We start from the raw sequence: 24,855 nt of genomic DNA, 5'->3' as shown, positions 1-24,855 counted from the left end.
GCGACGATCAGATGCGTGATCGCGGCGGGGTCGATCGCGGCGTCCGCGACCGCCCGCAGCGCCAGCGGCGCGGCCTCGCGCTCGAACATCGCCATCCGCGCCGCGGTGTCGGGAAAGGCGCCGGGGCGGTAGAACTCCTGCGCGTCCGCCCCGCCTTCGGCGAGCGCGCCCGGCGCCAGCACCGAGTGCCGATGCCCGATCCCGGCGCGCCCCGCCATGCGGGCGAACAGCGCCGCCGCCCGCGGTTCCAGCCGCCCCGCCGCATAGGCGGTGAAGTCGCGGTGAATGTCATGCGCCGGCACCGCGATGCCGATCCGGTTGATGAACGCCTCGCCCATCCCTGCTAGATGTGCCGCCATCCGCCACCGGCAAGCCGCTTTCCGCGCCGCGTTCGCGGCACCCCGCCTTCCGCGCCGCGTTCGCGGCACCCCGCCTTCCGCGCCGCGTTCGCGGCACCCCGCCTTCCGCGCCGCGTTCGCGGCACCCCGCCTTCCGCGCCGCGTTCGCGGCGCCCCGCCTTCCGCGCCGCGTTCGCGGCGCCCCGCCTTCCGCGCCGCGTTCGCGGCGCAGGGCATCCCTGCCCGCCCGGATGTTTCATCCGCCGCCCCGATGCCCTATGAGCCGCCATGCCCTTTTACATCGAGACCCCCGCCCTGCTTCAGGCCCTCGCCGAGCGTGGCTATGCCGAACCCACCGCGGTGCAGAGCGCCGTGCTGGAACCCGAGGCCGAGTCGCGCGACCTGCTGGTCTCGGCGCAGACCGGCTCCGGCAAGACCGTCGCCTACGGCCTCGCCTTCGCCGCCACGATCCTCGACGACGACCACCTGCCCCAGGCCGCCGCCCCGCTCGCCCTGGTGATCGCCCCCACCCGGGAGCTGGCGCTCCAGGTCCATGCCGAGCTGTCCTGGCTCTACGCCCATGCCGGCGCCCGCGTCGTCGCCTGCGTCGGCGGGATGGACCCGCGGCGCGAGCAGCGCGCCCTCGCCGCCGGCTGCCACATCGTCGTCGGCACGCCCGGCCGCCTGCAGGACCATCTCACCCGCCGCGCGCTCGACCTGTCGGCGCTGCGCGTCGCGGTGCTCGACGAGGCGGACGAAATGCTCGATCTCGGCTTCCGCGAGGAGCTGGACGCGATTCTCGGCGCCGCCCCGGCCGAGCGCCGCACCCTGCTGTTCTCGGCCACCATCGCCCGCGAAATCGCCGCCCTCGCCCGGCAATACCAGCGCGACGCGCTCAGGATCGACACGCTGGTCCGCAACCAGCCGCACGCCGACATCGAATATCGCGGCATCCGCATCGCCGCCGACGAGGTCGAGCACGGGCTGGTCAACCTGCTGCGCCATCACGACAGCGGCCCCTGCCTCGTCTTCTGCGCCACGCGCGAGGCGGTGCGCCGCCTGTTCGGCCGCCTGCAGGAGCGCGGCTTCGCCGCCGTCGCCCTGTCCGGCGAGCTGAGCCAGAACGAGCGCAACGCGGCGCTGCAATCCCTGCGCGACGGCCGCGCCCGGGTCTGCATCGCGACCGACGTCGCCGCCCGCGGGCTCGATTTGCCGAATCTCGATCTCGTCATCCATGCCGACCTGCCGACCGACAAGGCGACGCTGCTGCACCGCAGCGGCCGCACCGGCCGCGCCGGGCGCAAGGGGCTGTGCCTGCTGCTGGTGCCGCCGGCGCGGCGGCGCCGGGCCGCCGCATTGCTGGCCTCGGCCGGCATCGAGGCGGTGTGGGACGACCCGCCCTCGGCCGAGGCGATCCGCGCCGGCGACCAGGCCCGCCTGCTCGCCGACCCGCTGCTCACCGAACCCCCGCTCGATGACGACATCGCCCTCGCCGGCGAGCTGCTCGCCGCCCATCCGCCGCTCGCCGTGGCGGCGGCGCTGATCCGGCTCTACCGCGCCCGCCTGCCGGCGCCGGAGGACATCACCGCGCAGCCGGCCGAGGCCCCGCGCCCCGCCCGCGACCGGCACGACAATCCGCGCGACGGGCGGGAGATGGTCTGGTTCCGCGCCGCGATCGGCCGCCACGGCCGGGCCGACCCGAAATGGCTGCTGCCCCTGCTCTGCCGGATCGGCGGGCTGACCCGGCGCGACATCGGCGCGATCCGCATCTTCGATCGCGAAACAAGGTTCGAGATCGCGGCCGACTGCGCGGGCACCTTCGCCGCAGCACTCGATGCCGGCGCCAGCCCCGACCTCGCGATCGAGCCGGCCGACGCCGCCCCCGCGCCGCAGGCCGCCCGCCCGCCGGCGCGGCCCGGCTTCCGCCCCGCCGGCCGGAGCGGCTTCAAGCCGGGCGGCAAACCCGCGCCAAACCCGACGCCGATGGCACGCCCGCCACCGGACGGTGGGACCAACCGCGGGGCAAATCGCCGGGCAAGGTGGCGGGCAAGGTAGCAGGCAAGGCTGGGGCCAAACCGCATGCCAAACCAGGGACCAGACCGGGCGCGAAGCCGCGCGCGAAACCGGGCGCCTGACTCACGTGCCTGACCTGGGCGCGGCCGGCGCCGCTCAGGCCTCGTAATCGACCACCCCGGTCAGCCGCAGCGCCACCTCCCGCGCCGGCGGCAGCTCCGCCCGCCCGGCGGTCCAGCGCCACCCCTCCTCCGGCGCGTACCAGCCCGCCGCCAGCGCCGTGCTGCGCAGCATGTCCTCGCCATCGACCAGCAGCCGGTCGATGGCGATGCCGAGCGGCCGCTGGTCGGCGGTGCCGAGCGCGAACCCCCGCCGCGACATCAGCCAGGCCGGCCCGCCGGCCTCCGCCAGGCTGAACCGGTGCCACGGCCCGTCCCGCTCGGGCTCGATCCGCCCCTGCGGCGTCAGCAGATGAATGTCCGGCTCCCGCGTCCACGACTGCGCCTCGCGCGAGAAGCCGCGCGCCTCCGCCTGCCCGCGATAGGTCGCACCGCGCATGTATTCGTGCCGCGCCGTCATGTCATAGCGCGGATAGTCGAAGATGTTCAGCAGCGAGAGATGGCGGTGCCGCACCCGGGTGCTGATCCCGGTGCGGTAGCCGAGCGCGCGCAGATTGTCGTGCAGGTCCGAATCGCTGGCATGGCCGGCCTGCAGAATCGCCTCCCGGCGCAGCACCAGCAGCCGGCCGGAAGGGTTGTGCGGCGAGAACACGAGCTGCTCCGGCGTGTCCGGCCGGTGATCCTGCCGTCCCGGATCGCCGTAATAGATCATGTCGCCGACATCGTGGGGCGGGCGGCCCGGCTCCAGCCGCAGCGCCTGCACGGGGTCGACGAAATCCCCGGGATCGACGAGGGAGCCGAGCATCGCCAAGCCCGGATCGTCGTGCATCAGCCCGGTCATGTGGGCGAGCCAGCAATCGAACGCGCCCGGCAGGATGACGGTGTCGGCCTCGATGAAACCGAACAGCTCGTCCTCCTGCGTCAGCCGCGATGCGATCTCGCGGATCACGGCGCCGATCTCGTTGGCCGGCAGCCAGACGATCTCGCGGAACAGGCCGCGCCGCTCGAAGCCGCGCACCACCTCGCGCACCTGCATGTCGTCGGAGGCGGAATCGATCAGCGTGATCGCGGCGGCGCTGCGGGTCAGCCGATGGAGGCTGTCGAGACAGGCCCAGAGATACAGCGGACGATTGCGGGAGGATACGAAAACCTTATACATTGAATGTGACCATTTTTGACAAAACGATTGTATTGAAAACAGGGACGCATTTTGAAAACCACTCTGCCTGTTTACAGGCCGCTCCTGCCCCCGGTCCAGTCGATCCTGCCCTATCTCGCGCAACTCGACTCCCGCCGGGTCTACACCAATCGCGGGCCGCTGGCCGAACAGCTCGAGGCGCGGCTGGCCGTGCTGCTGGCCGGGCGGGCTGACACGCTGGTGACCGCCGCCTCCGGCACCGCCGCGCTGCAAGCGGCGATCCTCGCCCATGCCGGCCGTCCGCGCGGCCGCCGCACCCTGGCGCTGATCCCCGGCTACACCTTCGTGGCGACCGCCTTCGCCGCCATGGCCGCCGGCTACGAGCCGCTCTTCTGCGATCTCGCGCCCGGGAGCTGGCGGCTGCGGCCGGACGACCTGCCGCCGGACCTGCCCACCTCCCGCCTCGGCCTCGTGCTGCCGGTGGCCCCTTTCGGTGAAATGCCGCTGCAACGCGACTGGTCCGCCTTCCAGGCGCGCACCGGCATCAAGGTGGTGATCGACGCCGCCGCCTCGTTCGAGGCGCTGCTGGCCGCGCCCGGCGAGGCCGTGGGCGCGGTGCCGGTGGCGCTCAGCTTCCACGCCACCAAATCCTTCAGCACCGGCGAGGGCGGCGCCGTGCTCTGGGCCGATCGCGACGGGCTGGTGCGCGCCGCGCAGGCGATGAATTTCGGCATGGTCTACACCCGCGAGAGCCGCGCCGCCGGGTTCAACGGCAAGCTCAGCGAATACCACGCCGCGATCGGCCTCGCCTGGCTCGACGGGCTCGACCGGCGGATCGCCGCGCGCCGGCGGGTCGCCGCGCGCTACCGCAAGGCCGCCGCCGCCCACGGCCTGGCCGATCACCTGCTCCTGCCGCCCGCCATCGCCTCCTGCTACGCCCTGTTCCGGGCCGACAGCGGCGCCGATGCCGCGGCCGCATCGGAATCCCTCGCCCGCGCCGGCATCGAGACAAGGCGCTGGTATGGTCTCGGCGTGCAGGCCGAGGCCTATTTCCGCGCCCGCGGCGCCGCCCCCCTGCCCGAGACCGAGCGTCTCGCCGCGCGGATCATCGGCCTGCCCGTCGCCGAGGACATCGCCGCGTCCGACATCGCGCGAATCCTGCGCGCCCTCGCCGCGCGGGGCGCGCAATGAGTCATCCCGTCATTCTCTACGGCGCCACCGGCCACGCCGTCTCGGTGCGCGAGGAGATCGAGCAGATCCTCGCCGAGCGCGACCTGCGGATCATCGCCTATATCGACGACTCGCCGCACACCCGGCCCGACAGCATCGGCGGCGTGCCCGTCATCGATTTCGAGACCTGGCGGCGCGCCTACCGCGACGTGCCGCTGAACGTCACCATCGGCAACCCGGCGCACCGCCGCCGCCTGGTGGCGCGGATCGAGGCCGCCGGCGGGCAGTTCGCCTGGCTGATCGGCACCTGGCCCTCCCTCGCCCGCGACCTCGTGGCCGGCGAGGGCAGCTTCATCGGCGGCGGCTGCTATGTCGGCCCCGGCGTCCGGCTCGGCCGGCACGTCCAGCTCCAGCCGCTGAGCTTCATCGGCCACGACACCTCGATCGGCGATTTCACCACCATCTGCTCCTCGCGCATCGCCGGCTGGGTCGAGATCGGCAGCGACGTCTTCATCGGCATGGGCACCAGCATCGTCCACGGCAGCGCGTCGCGGCCGCTGCGGATCGGCGATGGCGCCTTCATCGCCGCCGGCTCGGTGGTCACCAAGTCGGTGCCGCCCGGCGCGCGGGTCATGGGCAACCCGGCGCGCCCGCTGCGCGAACTCGCCCGCCGCAATGGCGGCTGAACCAACCCGCCGCAACCGCGGCTGAACCAACCCGCAGCACCCCCGGCGGTTGACTTCCGCGTCCGGCGCCATATTTCCCGGCCGCGCCGCCGCAACGTTACGGCGCGGCAACCAGCGGACCCGCCACCCACACCCGAAAGCAGCTCAATGACCTCGAAGACCGTCACCGAAATCCTCGCCGCCAATGCCGACTATGCCGCCAGCTTCGGCGCGAAGGCCGACCTGCCGATGCCCCCGGCGCGCCACTTCGCCATCCTCACCTGCATGGATGCGCGGCTCGACCCCGCCCGCTATGCCGGCCTCGCCGAGGGCGACGCCCATGTCATCCGCAATGCCGGCGGCCGCGCGACCGACGATGCCATCCGCTCCCTCGTCATCTCGCACAAGCTGCTCGGCACCACCGAATGGTTCGTCATCCACCACACCGATTGCGGCATGGAAACCTTCACCGACCAGCGCATGGCCGAACTGCTGGAGGACAACCTGAACACCGCCAGCCTCGATCCGGCCAGCATGACCTGGTCCAACCCCCATCACGGCGGCGGCTGCGCCGACGGCCACTTCATCAAGTGGCTCTCGATCCGCAACCAGGAGGACAGCGTGGTGCAGGACGTCCGGCACATCCGTGCGCATCCGCTGGTCCCCGCCAACATCGCCATTCACGGCTACATCTTCGACGTCCGCACCGGCAAGCTCAACGAGGTCGCCGCCGCCACCGCGGCCGGCCGCCCCGCCTGAACCGCTGACGCCTGAACCGCTGACGCCTGAACCGCTGACGCCAGAATCGCTGACGCCTGAATCGCTGACGCCCGTTCCGCGTCACCCCCGCCGCCCCTGAAGGGCGGCGGGGACTGTCTCCCCCCGCGCATATTCCGCCATGCGGAATACTTTTCCGCAAACTTGACGCCCCCCGCCGCGCCCGCCTAAACCCGGCCGATGAGACCGCGCAGCCCGCGCCCCACCCCCACGGCCGACACAGCGCCCCCCCGTGACCGCGATTTCGTCACCGCCCTCGCCCGCGGGCTCGACATCCTCCGCGCCTTCCGCCGCGAGGGCGAGGCGCTCGGCAACGGCGAGCTCGCCGCCCGCACCGGGCTCAGCAAATCCACCGTCTCCCGCCTCACCTACACGCTCCACCGGCTCGACTACCTGTCCTACCATGCCGACACCGCGCGCTACCGCCTCGCCCCGCCGGTGCTCTCGCTCGGCTATTCCTGCCTCGCCGGCCTGAAGCTGCGCGATCTCGCCCGCCCCTTCATGCAGGCGCTGGCCGATCACTCCGGCATGCCGGTGGCGATGGCCGGGCGGGACCGGATGTCGATGGTCTATCTCGAGCGCTGCAAGGGCACCGACGCGGTGACGCTGTCGATCGAGGTCGGCGCGCATATCCGGCTGGCCACCAGCGCGCTCGGCCGCGCCTGCATCGCCGCCCATCCGCCCGGCGAGCGCGCCCGCCTGCTCGACGAGCTGCGCTTGCATGAGGGCGAGGCCTGGCCGGCGATCCGCCCCGGCATCGAGGCGGCGATCGGCGAATGCGCCGCGCGCGGCTACTGCACCTCGTATGGCGACTGGAAGCCGGGCGTCAACGCCGTCGCCGTCCCCTTCGTCCCGCGCGACGGCACGCCGATCCTCGCCTTCAACTGCGGCGGCCCGGCCCAAACCCTCACCAAGGCGCGGATCGAGGCGGACATCGCCCCCCGCCTGCTCGACCTCGTCCGCCGCGTCGCCGCCGTTTCCCCCTGACAGAAGAGAGAGCGCCATGGCCCTGGATTCCGAAACCCTCGCCCAGTTCCTCGACACGCTGGACCGCTTCGTGAAGGCGCGGCTGATCCCCGCCGAAGACCGCGTCGCCGCCGAGGACGACATCCCCGCCGAGCTGGTCGCCGAAATCCGCGCGATGGGCCTGTTCGGCATGTCGATCCCCGAGTCCCATGGCGGGCTCGGCCTGTCGATGGCCGAGGAGGTGCAGGCCGCCTTCATCCTCGGCCAGGCCTCGCCCGCCTTCCGCTCGCTGGTCGGCACCAATAACGGCATCGGCGCCCAGGGCATCATCATCGACGGCACCGAGGCGCAGCAGGCGCACTACCTGCCGAAACTCGCCAGCGGCGAGATGATCGCCTCCTTCGCCCTCACCGAGCCGGATGCCGGCTCGGATGCCGGCAGCCTGCGCACCACGGCGCGGCGCGAGGGCGACGAGTTCATCCTCAACGGCACCAAGCGCTACATCACCAACGCCCCGCGGGCGGATCTCTTCACGGTCTTCGCCCGCACCAACCCCGCGGTGAAGGGGGCTGCCGGCGTCAGCGCCTTCCTCGTCGAGGCCGGCGCCAGCGGCCTCTCGCTCGGCCGGCCCGACCGCAAGATGGGCCAGAAGGGATCGCTCACCTGCGACGTCATCCTTGAGGATGTGCGGGTCCCCGCGACCGCCATCATCGGCGGCCCGGCGCGGGAGAATCAGGGCTTCAAGACCGCGATGAAGGTGCTCGACCGCGGGCGCCTGCACATCGCGGCGGTCTGCGTCGGCGCCGCCGAGCGGCTGATCCGCGACAGCCTCGCCTTCGCCCTCGATCGCCGGCAGTTCGGCGAGCCGATCGCCGAGAAGCAGCTCATCCAGGCCATGCTGGCGGACAGCCGGGCCGAGGCCTTCGCCGCCCGCTGCATGATCGAGGAAACCGCCCGCCGCAAGGATGCCGGGCGCAACGTCTCCACCGAGGCGGCCTGCTGCAAGATGTATGCGAGCGAAATGGTCGGCCGCGTCGCCGACCGCGCGGTGCAGATCCATGGCGGCGCCGGCTACATGGCCGACTACGCCGTCGAGCGGTTCTACCGCGATGTCAGGCTGTTCCGAATCTATGAAGGCACGACGCAGATCCAGCAGCTCCTGATCGCCCGCAACATGATCCGCGAAATGACCGGCGCCGCCTGACCCGCCAGATCCTCGGCATGAACCCGGCCGGCACGCAAGCGGCCGGCATGAACGCAACCGGCCGGCACGCAAGCGGCCGGCATGAACACAACCGGCCGGCACGCAAGCGGCCGGCATGAACACAACCGGCCGGCACGCAAGCGGCCGGCATGAACACAACCGGCCGGCACGCAAGCGGCCGGCATGAACACAACCGGCCGGCACGCAAGCGGCCGGCCGGCCGGCACGGAATCGCTTGCGGTCGCCCCCCGCGCCGTGTCAATCTCGTTGCAAATGCCGGAGAAGATCAGCAGCTTCGAGAAATCCCCCTCCCGCGCCGAAGACCGTTCCTGGGCGGTGATCGCGACCATCGGCCGGGTGGTGCGGGTGGCGGACATCCACCCGAGCCACACCCGCGCCGAGGCCGACCGCGCCTGGCGCGAGCAGCAGGTCCGCGCCTATCTCGGCTTCCTCCAGCGCTGCGAGCACCCGGTGCCGCGCTACACGATCCGCGCGATGACCCGCGCCCAGCTCCCGCGCGGCTGGCGCCCGCTGCCCGCCCTCGGCTTCCTCAACGGCCGGATGTTCTGACCCCGCGGCGCCGCCCGGCGCGGCACACGGCACACGGCACACGGCACAAAAAAAGGCAGGCGCGGAAAGGCAGGAGCAGAAACAGGAGCGAAAAGACATTGCCCACCCCCGGGCAAACATGTTCTTGTTCCGTTCATGGATGTCGCCCGCCGCTTCCGCGCCTTGATCGACACGCTGTGCGACGCCGTCGCGCGGCGCGGCGCGGCCGGCGTCTTCGGCCCCGAGAGCGGCGCCCTCACCATCCTGCTCTGGACCCGCTTGCGCCGCTACGCCACATTTTTGATCCGCCTCTGCGATAACCAGGTTTCTGCTCCGCGTCCGCGTCCCACTCGCCACCGCGAGCGCCGGCCGGTGGATCGCGCAAGGCTCGCCTTGCCCCGCCGCGCCGCCTGGCTGCTCGCGCCGGTCCCCGAGGCCGTCGCCGCCGCCGGCCAGCTCCGCGCCCTGCTCGCCGAACCCGAATTGCAGCGCCGCATCGCCGCCGATCCGCGCTTCGGCCGCATCCTCCGCCCGCTCTGCCGCACCCTCGGCCTCAAGCTCCCGGCCGCGCTCCGCCTGCCCCAGCGCCCGCGCAAGCGACGCCCCAAACCCGAAACCACACAAGCCCGCGCCGACGAGGCGGACGCGAAACTGCCGCGCCGCTTCCGCCCGCCCGCCTGGCTGCGCCGGCGCGAGCGCCCGCGCGGCCCGCCGCCCGCCTGACCTGATCCTCCCGCGCCGTCCTCGGGCATCATCCGATCAGGTAACTCCGCCTGACCGGCCGATGCTCTACACTCGCGCCATGGCGCGCGGGCACGGCACGGTCGGGGCGGGCGGCGCGCGGGGTTCGGCCATGCGGGCGCATGACTGAGCCGCCGCCCGCCGGGCGTGTGGGCGGCGGCTCCGGCATTGCCCCGCTGGCGCTGGCCGCCGCCGCCGGACTCGCGGTCTGCGCCGCGCTGGCGCTGCCCTTTCTCGGCGCGCTGACCTGGGCGCTGGTGCTCGCCATCCTGTTCGCCCCGTTGCAGGCGCGGCTTGAGCGGCGCCTCCCCCATCGCGGGCTCGCGGCGGGGCTTGTCGTGCTGGTGGCCATCCTCGTGGTCGGCGCGCCGGCGACGCTGGTCATCGAGCGGCTGGCGAATGCCGCGATCGCGGGGGCCGCCTTCATCCAGGCCCGGCTCGCGTCGCAGGGGCCGCTTCGCCTGCCCGCCCTCGCCTGGCTGCCGGCGGAGCCTGACCTCTCCGGCCTGCTCGGCCGGCTGGTCGCGATGCTCGGCAATGAGGGCGCCGCCCTGCTGCGCGGCTCGGTCGCCCAGCTCATCGAGATCGTCCTCGCCTTCTACATCCTGTTCTACGCGCTGCGCGACCGCGCCGCCGCCCTCGCCGCGCTGCGCCGGCTGCTGCCGCTCGGCGCGGCGGAGGCCGACGAGGTCTTCGCCCGCATCGGCGGCACCGTGCAGGCCATCGTCTACGGCACGGTGATGGTCGCGGCGCTGCAAGGCGCGCTGGCCGGGCTGATGTTCTGGGCGCTCGGCCTCGGCGCGCCGCTGTTCTGGGGCATCGTGATGAGCCTGCTGGCCATCGTCCCGGTGCTCGGCACCTTCGTCGTCTGGATTGCGGATTCCGGAGAATTCGCCCATGGATTCCGATTTTAATTCGCCCACGATTCCGACGTTTATTCGCCCGGGGATTCCGAGATTTATTCGCCCGGGTAGCGGTCTCTGTGGCTGTTGATTTCGTTGCTCTCCTGTTCTCGTTGGGTCAAGCGGTTTTTGGGGTTTGCTTGCGGATCTTGCGCAGGCTTTCGCCGGTGAGTTCGATGCGGTGGGCATTGTGGAGCAGACGGTCGAGAATGGCGTCGGCGTAGGTCGGATCGCCGATCAGCTCATGCCAATGCGCCGGGGGGATCTGGCTGGTGATGATGGTGGCGCGGCGGCCGTAGCGATCCTCGACGATCTCGAGCAGGTCGTGACGGGCGCCGGCGTCGAGTGGAGCAAGGCCGAAGTCGTCGAGGATCAGTAGATTGACGGCACCGAGGGTGCGGATCATCCGGCCGTGACGCCCTTCGGCGCGGGCGACCGCGAGTTCTGCGAAGAGTTTGGGGGCGCGCTGATAGAGCACGGTCCTGTCATCGCGACATGCCTTGTGACCGAGGGCACAGGCCAGCCACGATTTTCCGACCCCTGTCGGCCCGCTCAGGACGAGATTGTCGTGCGCGTCGATCCACTCACCCTGGATCAGCTTCTGGAACAGAGCCCGATCGAGGCCGCGGGCACTCCGGTAATCGACATCCTCGATTGCAGCGTCATGGCGCAGCCTGGCATGGCGCAGCCTTGTGCTCAACCGCTTGTCACGTCGGACGGTGATCTCGCGGTCGAGCAGAAGACCGAGCCATTCGGCGTGACTGAGGCTGGGGGTTTCGGGATTGGCGTGCAGCTCGGTGAACGCGCGGGCCATGCCTGCAAGACCGAGCTGGTGGATCTGATCGAGGGTCGGATGGTTCAGCATGAGGCTTCTCCTTGTCATCAGTGGAAATATCCGCCGCCCCGGATGTTGGGGTGGCGGATCGGGGTGGGATCGGGACTGGCGGTGCCGGCGGCTCGCTCCAGCCGGTTATCGAGGATGGATTTGACCGAGCCGTAGGTCAGGGTGCCGATGGTGAGCGCGCGCTCGGCCGCGGCATCGAGCCGGTCGGCGCCAACACTGCGGGCCAGGCGAAGGATGCCGATGCAGGCGCGGAACCCCTGCTCCGGATGAGGCCGGCGTTCGAGGATCAGGGTGCAGAGTGTCGCGACCGAGGGACCAAGCCGTGCGGCTTCCTGATGGATCCGTGCGATGGTCCAGTCGCCATAACGCCGGTGGCTCGAGGGCATGTGCTCGGCGATCGTCGTGTGTTTGCCGTTACCCGGCCTGCGTGCGTGCACGGCGATCCGTTCGCCACGGAGAAAGATCTCGACCGTGCGCACGGTGAACCGGGCCTCGACCTCGGCGCGGGCGTGCCGGTAGGGGACGGAGTAAAAATGCTTCTCGATCTCGACGTGATAATCGATGCCGACCCGCCGGCGCCGCCATTGCGCCAGCACATAGGGTTCGGCCGGCAGTTCCTTCAGCGCGGGACGATCGAGTGTTTCCAGCAGATGCCGTCTTGTCGCCCCCAGGCGACGGACGACCCGCTCCTCGTTCAGCCAGCGGCAGAATTCAGCGATCGCGGCATTCAGTTCGGCGAGGCCGTAAAATGCCCGGTTGCGCAGCTTGCCCAGCAGCCACCGCTCCGCCAGCAAAACCGCCACCTCGACCTTCGCCTTGTCACGCGGCCGCCGCGGCCGCGCCGGGAGAATGGCCGTGCCGTAATGGCGCGCCATATCGGTGTAGGTCCGGTTGACCTGTGGATCGTAGAGGCAGGCGCGGATGATCGCGACCCTGGCGTTGTCGGGCACCAGCAGCGCCGGCACGCCGCCAATTGCTGCCAGAGTGCGATTATGCGCCTCGATCCAGTCCGGCAGGGTCTGGGTCCAGGTCGCCTCAGCATAGGTGAAGCTCGATGCGCCGAGAACGGCGACGAAGATCTGGGCCGCACGCGTCTCGCCGGTGAGCCGGTCGATCACCACCGGCACCGTGTCGCCGGCATAATCGACGAACAGCTTCTCGCCCGATGCGTGGGTCTGGCGCATCGTCACCGGTAGCCGGGCTTCCCAGCTCCGGTAGAGCTCGCAGAACCGGCTGTAGCGATACCCATCCGGGTGCTCGGCAATATACTCGTCCCACAGGATCGACAGCGTCACGTGCTTGCGCTGCAACTCGCGGCGGATACGCCCCCAGTCCGGCTCATCCACACGTCGATGCCCCGGCCGCTTGCCCACCGCGCCGTCGAACAAGCGCCTTTCCAATGCCGCTTCGGACAGCGCCAGAGCCCCTGGCCCATCGAGCCCGGCCGCCTCCAGTCGCCGCAGCGTCAAGCGCACCGTCGATGCCGCAACCCCGACCCGGATCCCCACCTGGCGGGTCGAAAGCCCCGCCATCCTCAATCTGACAATCTCGCGCACATCGCGCATCGCAATCCGCTCCACTGGCATTCATCCGCTCCCTCGATCAGCCAAAGGGAGGGAACCTGAACCAGCCAGCAGAGACCTCAAGCCAACCCGGCCAACCCCGCCCGCCTGGGCGAATAAAAGTCGGAACAGGTGGGCGAATTAATCTCGGAATAGGTGGGCGAATAATTCCCGGAATCCCGGGCGAGTTAATCTCGGAATCCCGGGCGAATTGAGCCCGGAATCAGCACTGGATTCCCGAAGCCGCCTATCTCGCCCTCGAAGGCCACGAGACGAAGGCGCTGATCCTCGCCCTCTGGGGCGCGCTCGTCGTCGGCGAGATCGACAACGTGGTGCGGCCCATCCTGGTCGGCGACCGGCTGAACCTGCACACCGTGCCGGTCTTCATCGCGATCATCGGCGGGCTCATCGTCCTCGGTCCGCCCGGCTTCATCCTCGGCCCGCTGGCGATGACCACCACCCTCCTCGCCCTCGCCCTGCTGCGCCGCCGCCTCGGCGGGCCGGCGTCATGAGCCCGCACACCGCCGGCGTCTGGCTCGGCTTCTGTCTCTGCGCGGCGCTGGTCGGGCTGGCCGGCCCGGCGCTGTCGCGCAATGGCGACGTGGTCGCCACGCGGCTGAACCTCTCCGGCGGGTGGATCAGCTTCGGCCTGTTCGCCATGTATCTGCTCAACGCCTATGTGCTGTTCCTCCATGGCGCGCGCTGATCCCGCCCCCGCGCCGGCGCCGGCCTGGCACGCGCTCGATGCCGCGGCGGTGGTCGCAGCCCTCGGCGGCGACGCGGCGCGCGGGCTCGACGACGCCGAGGCCGAAGCCCGCCTGCGCCGCCACGGGCCGAACGCGATCGAGGCGGCAAGGCAGCAGGGCCGGCTCGCCCTGCTGCTCGCCCAGTTCACCGACGTCATGGTCCTGCTGCTGATCGGCGCGGCGGCGCTCTCCGCCCTGATCGGCGCGATCGAGGACACGATGGTGATCCTCGCCATCGTCATCCTCGATGCCGCGATCGGCTTCATCCAGGCCGCCCGGGCGCAGGACGCGGTGGCCGGGCTGCGCCGCCTCGCCGCCCCGGGCGCGACGGTGCGGCGGCAGGGGCGGGTGCTGGCGCTGCCGGCCGCATCCCTCGTCCCCGGCGATCTCGTCCTGCTCGAAGCCGGCAACACGGTCCCGGCGGATCTGCGGCTGCTCGACGCGCCGGACCTGCGCATCGGCGAGGCCGCGCTGACCGGGGAATCGGCGCCGGTGCCGAAGCAAACCACCCCGGTTCCCGCCGGAACCATACTGCCCGAGCGCACCTGCATGGCCTACAAGGGCACCGGCGTCTTCAGCGGCCGCGCGACGGGCATCGTGACGGAAACCGGAATGGCCACCGAGCTTGGCCGGATCGCCAGCCTGATCGAGGGCGCCGCCGCCGACGCCACGCCGCTGCAACGCCATCTCGCCCAGTTCGGCCGGCAGATCGCCGCGGCGGCGCTGGCGATCTGCGGCCTGATCCTCGCCACCGGGCTGCTGCGCGGCGAGGCGCCGCTGCCGATGCTGCTGACCGCGCTCAGCCTCGCGGTGGCGGCGATTCCCGAGGCGATGCCCGCCGTTGTCACCGTGCTGCTGGCCGGCGGTGCCGCGCGGATGGCGCGGGCGCGGGCGCTGATCCGCCGCCTGCCCGCCGTCGAGACGCTCGGCGCCGTCACCACCATCTGCGCCGACAAGACCGGCACGCTGACGCTGAACCAGATGCGGATGACGTCTGCCTGGCGCCCCGGCGACCCCGACGCGACGGCGCTGCTCCGCGCCCTGGTATTGTGCAACGACGCCACCGCCGATGCCGCCGGCGAGCCGCAGGGCGACCCGACCGAAACCGCCTTCTGGCACGCGGCGCGCGCGGCCGGGCTCGATCCGGCCGCCGAGCGCGCCCGCCACGCGCGATGCGCCGAACGGCCCTTCACCGCCGAGCGGCGGCGCATGACCACGCTGCACCGCGAGGACGGCGCGCTGGTCAGCTACACAAAGGGCGCGCCCGAGGCCGTGATCCCGCTCTGCACGGAAATGGACGGCCCCGCCGGCGCAGCACCGACCGATCATGCGGCCCTCATGCGCGCCGCCGCCGCCATGGCCGCCGATGGCCTGCGCGTGCTCGCCGTCGCCCGCGGGCGGCACAAGCCGGGCGCAGCGGATATCCTCCCCGAGGCGGCACTGGAAAGCGGGCTCGAATGCCTCGGCCTCGCCGGCCTGATGGACCCGCCACGCCCCGAGGCCGCCGCCGCGGTCGCGACCTGCATCGCGGCGGGCATCCGCCCGGTGATGATCACCGGCGATCACCCGCTCACGGCCATCGCCATCGCCCGCTCGATCGGCATTCTCGACGATGCCGCGGACACGGCGGCGGCGGTGATGACGGGCGCCGCGCTGCAGGCGCTCGACGAGCCGGACCTGCGGCGGCGGGTGCGGGAAGTCGCGGTCTTCGCCCGGGTCGATCCGGCGCAGAAAATCCGCATCGTCACCGCGCTGCAAGCCTGTGGCGAGGTGGTGGCGATGACCGGCGACGGGGTGAACGACGCGCCGGCGCTGGCTCAGGCGGATATCGGCGTGGCGATGGGCCGCGGCGGCACCGATGTCGCCCGCGAGGCGGCGAGCCTCGTGCTGCTGGACGACGATTTCGCGACCATCGTCGCCGCCGTGCGCGAGGGGCGGCGGATCTATGACAATATCCGCAAATTCGTGCGCTTCATCGTCGCCTGCAACACGGCGGAGATCCTGACGATCTTCCTCGCCCCGTTCTTCGGTCTGCCAATGCCGCTGCGGCCGATCCAGATCTTGTGGATCAACCTCGTGACCGATGGTCTGCCCGGACTCGCCCTCGTCACCGAGCCGGCCGCACCCGACATCATGACCCGCCCGCCGCGGCCGCCGCGCGCACGGCTGCTCGCCGGCGGCATGGCCGTGGAGGTGCTGTGGTCCGGGCTGCTGATGGCGGCCATCACGCTGCTGACCGAGGCCGCCGCCCGCCGGATGCAGGACGCGCACTGGCAGACGATGGTCTTCGCCGTGCTGACCTTCGTGCAGCTCTGGCAGCTGATGGCGGTCCGCGCCGCGCATGCACCCCCGTTCCATGCCGATCTCGGCGCGAACCCGCCACTATTGGGCGCGGCGCTGCTCACCGTGGCCTTGCAACTCGCGGTAATCTACACGCCCGGGATCAACCGCGCCTTCGGCGCCGCCCCGCTGCGCCCCGGCGAACTCGCCGTGACGATCGCCGCCTCAAGCGTGATCTTCATCGCCCTCGAACTGGTCAAATGGGCACGCCGCATCTTGACCTGAAGGCCGGAGATCGCCTCTCCTGCATCCCGCATTTGAGATCTGCATCGCCGGGAGGGCGACACGACGATGACCACACTCGAAAGGCACCTGCCCACCCCGATCCCCGCCATCCATCCGCTGGCGGAATATCTGGCCGATGGCGAGCGGAAGGCGTTCTACACCGCCATGAAGACCGCGCTGCAGGTGCCATGGATGGGGGTGGTGACGATGGCCTACGCCCATTACCCGCATTTCTTCCGCCATCTGTGGCAGGGGATCGAGCCGATCGTGACCAGTGCAGGCTTTGTCGGCGAATGCCGCGAGCTGCGCGCGCTGGCCGAGGGGGAGGCCGCGCGCCTTGCGCCGGCCGGGCTGCGCGGAACGCTGGACGCCGCCGGCTACGCGCCGGCGGAAATCGCCTCCATCCGCGACATGATCGAGATCTTTTCCCACGGCAACTACCCCTATCTGCTGATCGCCACACTGGTGCGGCTGCTGCTGGAAGGCGGCGCGATGGCGCCTGACGCGGCGGTTGACGCGGTGCCCTTCACCGGCCGCCACGCGCCGGATGTCGCCTGCCCGTTCGTGCTGATGGAGGCGCATCATGCCGAACCGACGACAAGGGCTGTGTATGAGGATGTGAAGGCGACGCTCGGCCTGCCCTTCGTCAACACCGACTACCGGGCCCTGGCGCGCTGGCCGAGCTATTTCGCCGCCGCCTGGGGCGGGATCAGGCCGCTGGTCGCGACGCCGGCCTATGAGGCGGCCTGCCGCCGGGTGCATGACGACGCTCTGGCGCGGGTCCGCCATCGCGTGCCCAATCCGGCGGGGCTGGATGCCGAAGGGTTGCGCGCGGCGGCGCTGCGGGATGCACCACTCGACGAAATGCAGGCGGTGGCCCGGCTGTTCCAGTGGCTCCTGCCCGGCCTCGTGCTGAATGTCGCTCTGTTCGACCTGCAACTGCGATAGACAGCCCCTACCCGGCAACGCCGCGCAGGCGCCAGGCCAGCGTGCCGATCCGGTCCTGGCCGAAAAAGGGCTCGCCGTGCCAGACCATGGTTGGCACGCCCCAGTGGCCGGCGGCGCGCAGATCCCGGTCGTTCCGCGCCAGCACCGCCTCATACCCGTCGGGATCGGCGGCGATCGCCGCATCAAGCGCCGCAAGGTCGAGCCCCGCGCGGGCGGCGGCGCGGGCGAGATGCTCGCCGGTATCCCAGCCATCGACCTGGCCATCCCAGAGCAGGCGGGACACTTCAAGGCAAAAGGCAACGCCGCGTCCGCGCTGCGACCCCGCAACCCCGAGGCGGCCCAGCCGGCGCGCCAGCGGCTGCGCCGCCGCGATGGCGAGCGTCGTCGGGTCCTGCGCGACCGGATCTGGCACGGGGCGGCGGAACGGCATGCCGTGCGCCGCCGCCTCGCGCGCGCTGTCACGCAGGAAATAGGGACGCGCGAGGGGGTTCATGGTCCGGAAGTACTCCGGGTTGCGCAAGGCGGCCGGATGCACGATCCGCATCTCCAGCGCGACGCCATGCGCTTCCGACAAAGCGATGAGGCGCGGCAGCGCGATGTAGCAATACGGGCTGCGGAACGACCAGAACACCAAGACCGGATCACTCATTTTCGCCCCCTACGGTTCCTGGACCAGACAGTCGCTGGACTGCCGCCCGGCGAAATTCAACGTCACCGGCGCCCAGCGGGAAGACCGGAAGCAGCGCGGATGGCGCAACAAATTTTTCCGTCGAGCCTGGTTTGAATACCATTGTTTGCGGTGACCGGAAACCGCATCGGAAATTGATACGATCACCTATTGACCAAGAATATCTTTCTGAATATCGTATTCATGAATTGTATTACTCTATTTTATGTCTCGATAAGGTTAATAATTTATGTCGCCTTCTAATTTTTTATCCAACCCCAAAAAAGTATCAGCGATTTGTATCGGCGCGGGGCCGGCGGGTTTGACTGCCGCGTATCTGCTCAGCCGCAACGGCATGACCGTGACCGTGCTGGAACAGGATCCGGTTTATGTCGGCGGCATTTCCCGCACCGAGACCTACAAGGGCTTCGCGTTCGATATCGGCGGGCATCGCTTCTTCTCGAAATCCGAGGAAATCGAGGCGCTGTGGGACGAGATTCTCGACGAAGGATTTCTTGTCCGCCCGCGGAAATCACGGATCTATTACCGCCAGAAGCTGTTCGACTATCCGCTGCGGGCGATGGACGCGCTGCTGAAACTCGGCGTGTTCGAGGCGGTGCGGTGCGTTCTGTCCTATGCGAAGGCGCGGCTCTTTCCGATCGCCAACCCCACCAATTTCGAAGACTGGGTAACCAACAAGTTCGGCAAGCGGCTGTTCCGGATCTTTTTCCGTACCTACACGGAAAAGGTCTGGGGCATGGCCTGCAACAAGATTTCGGCGGACTGGGCGGCGCAGCGGATCAAGGGATTGTCGCTGTCGCAGGCGATCAAGCACGCGCTCATCCCGCAATCGGGCAAAAAGCCGCGTGAGCAGGTCATCAAGACCCTGATCGACAGTTTCCGCTATCCGCGGCGCGGCCCCGGAATGCTCTGGGAGGCGGCGGCCGCCAAGATCGAACGCCAGGGCGGCGAAATCCGCAAAGGCCTGAAGGTTGTCACCATCACGCCGGAAGACGACGCGTCATGGACGGTCGTCGCCGAGGATCAGGCCGGCGCTCGTCACGCGTTTCATGCGACCCATGTGATTTCGACGATGCCCATGCGTGAGTTGTGCCATGCGATCCAGCCGCGGCTGGACGGCGACACGCTGGCGGCGGCGGACGCGCTCAAATATCGCGATTTTCTCACCGTCGCGCTGATCCTCAAGGACCGGTCGCTCTTCGACGATAACTGGATCTACATCCACGATCCGAGCGTCAAGGTCGGGCGAATCCAGAATTTCAAGTCATGGTCACCGGAAATGGTTCCCGACCCGACGCTGAATTGTTACGGGCTGGAGTATTTCTGTTTCGAGGGCGATGGTCTCTGGGCTTCGGCTGACGAGGCGCTGGTCGAACTCGCCACCAGCGAACTCGTCAGGCTCGGCCTTGCGACACGGGACGATATTCTCGAAGGGACCGTCGTTCGCCAGAGAAAGGCCTATCCGGTCTATGACGACCACTACCAGAAACATATCGATACGATCAGGACGGACCTTGAGGCGACCTGCCCGAACCTGCACCTGATCGGCCGAAACGGCATGCATAAATACAACAATCAGGACCATGCGATGATGACGGCCATATTGGCCGCCGAAAACATCCTGGCGGGAAAGCAGGTCTATGATCTCTGGAAGGTCAACCAGGACGCGGAATACCACGAGGAGGGGACAACATCGTCGTCCCGGAATTATCACCGCGCCTACCGCCAGGTGACCGAAACCTCGCCGCTCGTGCCGATGGCCAGTTCCGACTGAGTTCCATGCTGCCAGAGGCGGGCTGACGATAGGGCATCATCCGATCAGATGAATTCATCTGATCGGACAAGGATGCCGTGATTGCCGATATCGCGGAGCGCCGCATCCGACCCCGAAGGATCGGAGACCTCGCTATGCCGATATCGCGGTCCAGTCCACACCGCTCTCGAAACCTGAAGCGGCACGATAGATCGATCGCTCGTCATATAGCCGGCCGATCAGCATCATCCCGACCGGAAGTCCGTCCACCTTGCCGCAAGGAATGCTCATGGCCGGATGATGCGTGCAGTCGAACGGACAGGTGTTGGGCAGCATCTCGAAGCCCCGCTGCAGGATCTCGGTGACCGGGGCATCGGCATCCGGCAACGGTGGCGCGACCATGGGGACGGTCGGCATCAGCAGGAGGTCGAAGCGCTGCAAGGCGGCGTCGTAGGCGGCGCGCAGGCGGCGGACGAGGTTCTGCCCCTTCGCGTAGTAGCGGCCGCCATGGGTCCTGGTCATGTAATGGCCGAGGAGCATGGTGTTCTTCAGCGTGTCCGACAACTCGTCCGCCCGGTCGCGCCACACGGCGTGGCGGTCCATCAGCGAGGTCAGGTAGAGGCCCTGCCAGTTGAAGCCGAACCCGTTGCCATGCATCATCTGCATCGTCGCCCCCTCGGCGGCCACGGCGAGCCAGATCGCCGGCCCGACCGTGTGCATCGGGATCGAGACGGTTTCGACCTCGGCACCCATCGCCCTGTAGCGCTCGGCGGCGGCGCGGACGAGGGTATCGCTCGCGGCTTCGGACTGCGGATGGCCGAACCCTTCCTGGACAACGCCGATCCGCATGCCCTTCACGCCCAGGCCGAGCGCCTCGACATGAGCGTATGCCCGATCGCCACCGTATTGACGCGGGTCCAGCCCATCGGGGCCGGCAAGGACATCGAGCAGGCGGGCGTTGTCCTCGACCGTCGCGGTGATCGGCCCGGTGTGATCGAGGGTGAGTTCGATCGGCATGATGCCGGTATAGGGCACGAGCCCGTGAGTCGGCTTCATGCCGTAGGTGCCGCAGAAGGCCGAGGGCATGCGGATCGATCCGCCCTGGTCGCCGCCGAGCGCCATATCCACCTCACCCGACGCCACGAGTGCGGCGCTGCCCGAAGACGAGCCGCCGGCCGAGTGCCCGTGCCGGTGCGGATTGTGCACCGGGCCGCTCGAACTGGTATGGCTGCCACCCGAGAAGCAGAAATATTCGCAGACCGATTTGCCGACGATGGTGCCGCCGGCATCGAGGATGCGGGTGACGACCGTCGCGTCGACTTCAGGCATGTAGCCGTCCAGGGTCGAGGCGCCGTTGGACATCGGCAGACCGGCGACACAGACATTGTCCTTGATCACGACGGTCTTGCCCTTGAGTGGGCCGGTGGCGGCGCCCTCGATCACGGACTTGATCGCCCACGCACCGAGCCGGTTCTCCTCCGGGGCGACGCGCTGGCCGGGCAGCCGTGGATAACGGACCTCGGGCAGTTCGTCCTGCATGCGGTCGACGAGTTGCAGGGCGGCGATGCTCGAGGCAATCGCTTCATGGTGTCCGGCGAGATCGGTCTCGTCGAAACTCATGCCCAGTTCGGCCGCCACATCACGCAGAGTCGCGAGCGACGGAACCTTGACGGTATGAAGTGTCATTCAGTCCTCCCCAAAAACAGGCCAGTCGTGAACCAGACAGCCGGCCGCCCGATCCGGGCGGGCCGGAACACGCTTCAGAGTGCGAGATATTCCTTCATGATCTCGCTGTCGGCGATATCGTCGCGATTGCCTTCGGCGACGATGCGCCCCTTCTCGAGAATGATGCAATGAGAGGTGAGCGAGAACACCATCGGGACGTTCTGCTCGACGATCACGATCGTCATCTTTTCCCTGCGATTGATTTCCGCGAGGATTTTCGCGATCTGCTGGACGAGGATCGGCATGATGCCGTCGGACGGTTCGTCGAGCAGGAGAACCTTCGGATGGCTCATCAGACTGCGGCCGATCGCGAGCATCTGCTGCTCGCCGCCGCTCATCGAACCCGCAAGCTGCTTCAGGCGTTCGCCGAGCCGCGGGAAATAGCCGATCACCTCGTCAAGCCGGCTCACCTTCTGCCCGCCGCCGGCAATCCGCCCCATTTCGAGGTTTTCCCAGACCGTGAGCTTTGGGAAGATGCCACGCCCCTGAACGATGGTCGCGATGCCGCGCCGGGAGCGGAGATGCATCGGCAGATGGGTGATATCTTCCCCGTCGAGCACGACACGCCCGGAACGCGCGGGCAGCGATCCGTTCAGGCCGCGGATCAGGGTCGTCTTGCCCATGCCGTTGCGGCCGAGAAGGCCGACGATCTCGCCGGTCTCGACCTTGAAGTCGATGCCATGGATGACCTCGATCGGCCCGTAGCCGACATGCAGGCCGGTCGCGCTCAGCATTCCCACTCTCCGCCCAGATAGACATTGCGCACATCGTCGTTCTCGCTGACAGCGGCGAAATCGCCCTCCATGAGAACCCGGCCGAGATGCAGCACGGTGACCGGCGCGCCGAGGTCGCGGATGAAGTTGATGTCGTGCTCGATGATGACGATCGCGATGCCGAATTCGGCGGCGAGCGTCTTGATGAGCGCCGCGGTCGCGTGCGTTTCCTCCGCGCTCATCCCCGCCGTCGGCTCGTCGAGCAGGAGCAGCTCGGCACGATTGGCCAGCAGCATGCCGATCTCGAGCCATTGGCGCTGCCCGTGGGAAAGGGTGAGCGCCGGCTTCGATGCAAACGCCTCCAGCCTGGTCAGTTGCAGCACCTCGCCCATGCGGGCGCGCCGGTCTGCGCCTTCCGCGTGCTTGCCGATCGAGGCAAGCTCGATATTTTCAGCGACCGTCAGGTTGTCGAACACCGAGGGTGTCTGGAACTTGCGGCCGATGCCGAGCCGGGCCCGCCCTGGAACGCTCATGGGAGTGATGTCGCGCCCCTTGAACGCGATGCGCCCCGATGTCGGCACGACATGGCCGGAAATCATGCTGATGAAGGTCGTCTTGCCGGCGCCGTTCGGCCCGATGATGCAGCGCACGTCGCCACTGCCGAGGGTGAAATCGACATCCTCATTCGCCACCAGGCCGCGGAAATGCTTGGTCAGTTTCGAGATCCTGAGAAACTCAGCCATGGGCGTCATCCTTGCGCGCGACAAGGCGGCCGAGCGCGCCGGCGATGCCGCCCTTGAAGGCGATGATCACGGCGACGAAGATTCCGCCGAGAATCAGCTGCCAGAATACCGGCGACAAACCATCGAGATAGTTCGAAAGCGCCGCCACGCCGAGGCCGCCGAGCAGCGCGCCGAGCAGCGACTGCCTGCCGCCGATCGCAACCCAGATCACCACCTCCGTCGAAAACGCGACGCTGGCGAGCGAAGGGGACACGAATTCGGCATGCGCCCCGTACAGGGCGCCGGCAAAACACGCGACCGCGCCCGAGATGGTGAAGGCGATGGTCTTGTACCACGAAGTGTCGAAGCCGAGCGAAAGCGTGCGGCCCTCGTTCTCGCGAATGCCGACCAGCACCTTGCCGAAATCGCTGCGGGTGAGGCGCCGCAATCCGGCATAGATCGCGACCGTCACCGGCAGAACCAGATAGTAGATCGCGCGGTCATGCGCGAGAGACACGCGGCCGAGCGGGCCAAGCGCGAGGTCCATCCGCGGGATGTACATCCCGTTGAATCCGCCGGTGAGCGAGGACTGGCTGATGGCGATCTGCTGGACCATGATCGACAATGCGAGGGTGATCAGGACGAAATAGATATCCCGCACGCCGGCGCTGAACAGGAAATAGCCAACCAGGAACGCAAGGCCGGCGCCGACGACGATTGCCGCCAGCAGACCGAGATATCCATCGCCGGCGCCGAAGCCGGCCTTCATGGCGAGGCCCATCGCATAGGCGCCGAGGGCGAAGAACGCCGCCTGGCCGAAGCTGAGGATGCCCGCATAGCCCCAGAGCATGCCGAGCGACATCGCGAGAACGCCATAGATCAGATATTGCGGCAGGACATAAATGACGTAGCCGCCCATCATGAGGGGCAGCAGTGCGAGGACGGCGAATACCACGATCGCCGCAGCCGATTCCGAGCGCAGGCTGATTCGCGGCATCGGCGGGACCGGTCGGGTGTTTGACATCGCGTTGCTCATTTTTCCTTGAACACTCCGGTGGGACGGAACCGCAGCACGACGATGGCAAGCGCGAAGACGATGGTCTGCGCGATGACCTGGCTGGAGAAGGCACCGAAGATGGTCTGCGAGCCGCCGATCAGGAAGCTGCCGGCCAGCGTGCCGCCGAGCAGTTGGCCGATGCCGCCGACGATCACGACGAAAAACGAGCGGACGAGATAGATGTTGCCGATCGTCGGATCGATGCTCAGGATCGGGGACATCAACGCGCCCGCAAGCCCCGCAAGCATCGCGCCGGCGACGAAGACGATCTTGTAGGTCGCCGCGACATTGAGGCCGAGCAGGCCGGCAACCTCGCGATTCTGGGTCAGGGCGCGGATCTTGATGCCGTAAGACGTCTTGTAGAAGACGAGGCCGATGGCGCCGAGCAGGGCCGCGCTGAGCAGCGCGACGAGAGCTTCGTATTCGGGAATATGGAAGCCGAGAAAGGCGATGGCGCTGGGCAGCGGCGTGGGGATGGTGCGGATATCGCTGCCGAAGGCGATCTTGATCAGCTCGGTCAGGATCAGGAAAAGCCCCCAGGTGAGCAGAAGCGTCTCGAACGGCTTGTCGTAGAAATGGCGGATCAGCGCGTGCTCGACGATCAGGCCGACGAGCCCGACGCCGGCGACCGCGACGAGAACAGCGAGGCCGAAAGGCAGCCCCGCCGAGAGGCAAGCCCAGGTGAAATAAGCCCCGAGCGTGATCATCGCGCCATGGGCCATGTTGATCACCCCGATCAATCCGAAGACGACGGCAAGGCCGAGCGCGGCAAGGGCGTAGACGAAGGTGATGAGCGTGCCCTGGATGGCGAGGGACAGGATGGCGTGAAACACCGTTTCGTGGGTCATGATCGATACATTGCGGTCGGAGCCTCGTCTTGTTCCAGCCTCAGGGCGAGCACGCCGGCGCGCCGGGACCGGATTGCAGGAAATCCTTGCCGTGCGGGCAGG

22 protein-coding genes and 2 pseudogenes are annotated in these 24,855 nt (G+C 68.9%); 14 read left to right on the top strand and 10 right to left on the bottom strand.

Annotation, left to right across the window (positions count from 1 at the left end; genetic code table 11):
• Window positions 1-359: pseudogene (locus tag ACIDOCELLA78_RS85000) on the bottom strand (type III polyketide synthase); the annotation flags it as partial.
• A 267-nt stretch (window positions 360-626) separates the two neighbouring features.
• Between ACIDOCELLA78_RS85000 and ACIDOCELLA78_RS84995 the strand changes: the two are divergent.
• Window positions 627-2,393: a DEAD/DEAH box helicase gene (locus ACIDOCELLA78_RS84995; protein ID WP_201728052.1), complete on the top strand. Its 1,767-nt coding sequence runs from the start codon at window positions 627-629 to the stop codon at window positions 2,391-2,393.
• 114 nt (window positions 2,394-2,507) lie between these two features.
• On the opposite strand, the gene ACIDOCELLA78_RS84990 is transcribed toward ACIDOCELLA78_RS84995, so the two are convergent.
• Entirely contained in the window at window positions 2,508-3,629 is a 1,122-nt protein-coding gene (locus ACIDOCELLA78_RS84990; protein WP_201728051.1) for a glycosyltransferase family A protein, read from the bottom strand.
• 51 nt (window positions 3,630-3,680) lie between these two features.
• Here ACIDOCELLA78_RS84990 and ACIDOCELLA78_RS84985 point away from each other — a divergent pair, with 51 nt between their 5' ends.
• From ACIDOCELLA78_RS84985 to ACIDOCELLA78_RS84950, 8 genes and pseudogenes are all read left to right on the top strand, one after another.
• Window positions 3,681-4,799, top strand: coding sequence for a DegT/DnrJ/EryC1/StrS family aminotransferase (locus ACIDOCELLA78_RS84985; protein ID WP_201728050.1), 1,119 nt, complete (start codon window positions 3,681-3,683; stop codon window positions 4,797-4,799).
• Window positions 4,796-5,464, top strand: a complete 669-nt coding sequence (locus ACIDOCELLA78_RS84980; RefSeq protein ID WP_283770814.1) for a DapH/DapD/GlmU-related protein — start codon at window positions 4,796-4,798, stop codon at window positions 5,462-5,464. Before ACIDOCELLA78_RS84985 ends, ACIDOCELLA78_RS84980 begins: the two co-directional genes overlap by 4 nt.
• 147 nt (window positions 5,465-5,611) lie before the next feature.
• Complete coding sequence (locus ACIDOCELLA78_RS84975) at window positions 5,612-6,202, top strand: carbonic anhydrase (RefSeq protein ID WP_201728049.1); 591 nt, start codon at window positions 5,612-5,614, stop codon at window positions 6,200-6,202.
• A 198-nt stretch (window positions 6,203-6,400) separates the two neighbouring features.
• A complete protein-coding gene (locus tag ACIDOCELLA78_RS84970) occupies window positions 6,401-7,207 on the top strand; it encodes an IclR family transcriptional regulator (protein ID WP_201728048.1) in 807 nt (268 codons plus the stop codon).
• A gap of 16 nt (window positions 7,208-7,223) precedes the next feature.
• Window positions 7,224-8,390 carry an acyl-CoA dehydrogenase family protein gene (locus ACIDOCELLA78_RS84965; RefSeq protein ID WP_201728047.1) on the top strand — a complete coding sequence of 389 codons (1,167 nt, stop codon included), beginning with the start codon at window positions 7,224-7,226 and terminating at the stop codon, window positions 8,388-8,390.
• Window positions 8,391-8,625: 235 nt separating this feature from the next.
• Window positions 8,626-8,960 (top strand): annotated as a pseudogene (locus ACIDOCELLA78_RS84960) (hypothetical protein).
• 135 nt (window positions 8,961-9,095) lie between these two features.
• Complete coding sequence (locus ACIDOCELLA78_RS84955) at window positions 9,096-9,662, top strand: hypothetical protein (RefSeq protein WP_201728046.1); 567 nt, start codon at window positions 9,096-9,098, stop codon at window positions 9,660-9,662.
• 140 nt (window positions 9,663-9,802) lie between these two features.
• Window positions 9,803-10,594 carry an AI-2E family transporter gene (locus ACIDOCELLA78_RS84950; RefSeq protein ID WP_201728045.1) on the top strand — a complete coding sequence of 264 codons (792 nt, stop codon included), beginning with the start codon at window positions 9,803-9,805 and terminating at the stop codon, window positions 10,592-10,594.
• A 106-nt stretch (window positions 10,595-10,700) separates the two neighbouring features.
• Here the strand turns inward: ACIDOCELLA78_RS84950 and istB are convergent, their stop codons facing one another.
• Together istB and istA are read right to left on the bottom strand one after the other, a co-directional pair.
• Window positions 10,701-11,447, bottom strand: coding sequence for an IS21-like element helper ATPase IstB (gene istB, locus ACIDOCELLA78_RS84945; protein ID WP_201727488.1), 747 nt, complete (start codon window positions 11,445-11,447; stop codon window positions 10,701-10,703).
• Between the two features lie 17 nt (window positions 11,448-11,464).
• Window positions 11,465-12,991 carry an IS21 family transposase gene (gene istA / locus ACIDOCELLA78_RS84940; protein WP_201727680.1) on the bottom strand — a complete coding sequence of 509 codons (1,527 nt, stop codon included), beginning with the start codon at window positions 12,989-12,991 and terminating at the stop codon, window positions 11,465-11,467.
• 230 nt (window positions 12,992-13,221) lie between these two features.
• On the opposite strand from istA, the gene ACIDOCELLA78_RS84935 reads away from it, so the two are divergent.
• The 4 genes from ACIDOCELLA78_RS84935 (at window position 13,222) to ACIDOCELLA78_RS84920 (ending at window position 17,247) form a co-directional block, all read left to right on the top strand.
• Entirely contained in the window at window positions 13,222-13,500 is a 279-nt protein-coding gene (locus ACIDOCELLA78_RS84935) for an AI-2E family transporter (RefSeq protein ID WP_201728059.1), read from the top strand.
• Window positions 13,497-13,694 (top strand): hypothetical protein, encoded by a 198-nt coding sequence (locus ACIDOCELLA78_RS84930; protein WP_201728044.1) that lies wholly within the window; start codon window positions 13,497-13,499, stop codon window positions 13,692-13,694. Before ACIDOCELLA78_RS84935 ends, ACIDOCELLA78_RS84930 begins: the two co-directional genes overlap by 4 nt.
• Window positions 13,681-16,299, top strand: coding sequence for a cation-translocating P-type ATPase (locus ACIDOCELLA78_RS84925; protein WP_249675209.1), 2,619 nt, complete (start codon window positions 13,681-13,683; stop codon window positions 16,297-16,299). The genes ACIDOCELLA78_RS84930 and ACIDOCELLA78_RS84925 overlap by 14 nt, the downstream gene beginning before the upstream one ends.
• 66 nt (window positions 16,300-16,365) lie before the next feature.
• A complete protein-coding gene (locus tag ACIDOCELLA78_RS84920; RefSeq protein WP_201728042.1) occupies window positions 16,366-17,247 on the top strand; it encodes a halocarboxylic acid dehydrogenase DehI family protein in 882 nt (293 codons plus the stop codon).
• A gap of 7 nt (window positions 17,248-17,254) precedes the next feature.
• Here ACIDOCELLA78_RS84920 and ACIDOCELLA78_RS84915 read toward each other — a convergent pair whose 3' ends face one another.
• A complete protein-coding gene (locus ACIDOCELLA78_RS84915; protein ID WP_201728041.1) occupies window positions 17,255-17,896 on the bottom strand; it encodes a DsbA family protein in 642 nt (213 codons plus the stop codon).
• Between the two features lie 268 nt (window positions 17,897-18,164).
• Between ACIDOCELLA78_RS84915 and ACIDOCELLA78_RS84910 the strand changes: the two genes are divergently transcribed.
• Entirely contained in the window at window positions 18,165-19,709 is a 1,545-nt protein-coding gene (locus tag ACIDOCELLA78_RS84910; RefSeq protein WP_201728040.1) for an NAD(P)/FAD-dependent oxidoreductase, read from the top strand.
• Window positions 19,710-19,841: 132 nt separating this feature from the next.
• On the opposite strand, the gene ACIDOCELLA78_RS84905 is transcribed toward ACIDOCELLA78_RS84910, so the two are convergent.
• The 5 genes from ACIDOCELLA78_RS84905 to ACIDOCELLA78_RS84885 all read right to left on the bottom strand — a co-directional run bounded on the left by ACIDOCELLA78_RS84905 (window position 19,842) and on the right by ACIDOCELLA78_RS84885 (window position 24,753).
• A complete protein-coding gene (locus ACIDOCELLA78_RS84905; RefSeq protein WP_201728039.1) occupies window positions 19,842-21,374 on the bottom strand; it encodes an amidase in 1,533 nt (510 codons plus the stop codon).
• Between the two features lie 74 nt (window positions 21,375-21,448).
• Window positions 21,449-22,147: an ABC transporter ATP-binding protein gene (locus tag ACIDOCELLA78_RS84900; protein ID WP_201728038.1), complete on the bottom strand. Its 699-nt coding sequence runs from the start codon at window positions 22,145-22,147 to the stop codon at window positions 21,449-21,451.
• A complete protein-coding gene (locus ACIDOCELLA78_RS84895; protein ID WP_201728037.1) occupies window positions 22,141-22,869 on the bottom strand; it encodes an ATP-binding cassette domain-containing protein in 729 nt (242 codons plus the stop codon). The genes ACIDOCELLA78_RS84900 and ACIDOCELLA78_RS84895 overlap by 7 nt, the downstream gene beginning before the upstream one ends.
• On the bottom strand, window positions 22,862-23,872 hold the full coding sequence (locus tag ACIDOCELLA78_RS84890) for a branched-chain amino acid ABC transporter permease (protein WP_201728036.1): 1,011 nt from the start codon (window positions 23,870-23,872) through the stop codon (window positions 22,862-22,864). The genes ACIDOCELLA78_RS84895 and ACIDOCELLA78_RS84890 overlap by 8 nt, the downstream gene beginning before the upstream one ends.
• Window positions 23,873-23,880: 8 nt before the next feature.
• The gene (locus ACIDOCELLA78_RS84885; RefSeq protein ID WP_201728035.1) at window positions 23,881-24,753 is read right to left on the bottom strand and encodes a branched-chain amino acid ABC transporter permease; all 873 of its coding nucleotides are present in this window, start codon (window positions 24,751-24,753) and stop codon (window positions 23,881-23,883) included.
• Window positions 24,754-24,855 lie beyond the last annotated feature (102 nt).

The sequence above is a fragment of the Acidocella sp. C78 genome, from assembly GCF_907164655.1.
Note: the sequence above shows the minus strand (reverse complement) of the source record. Positions and strands in the feature narration are given on the sequence as shown.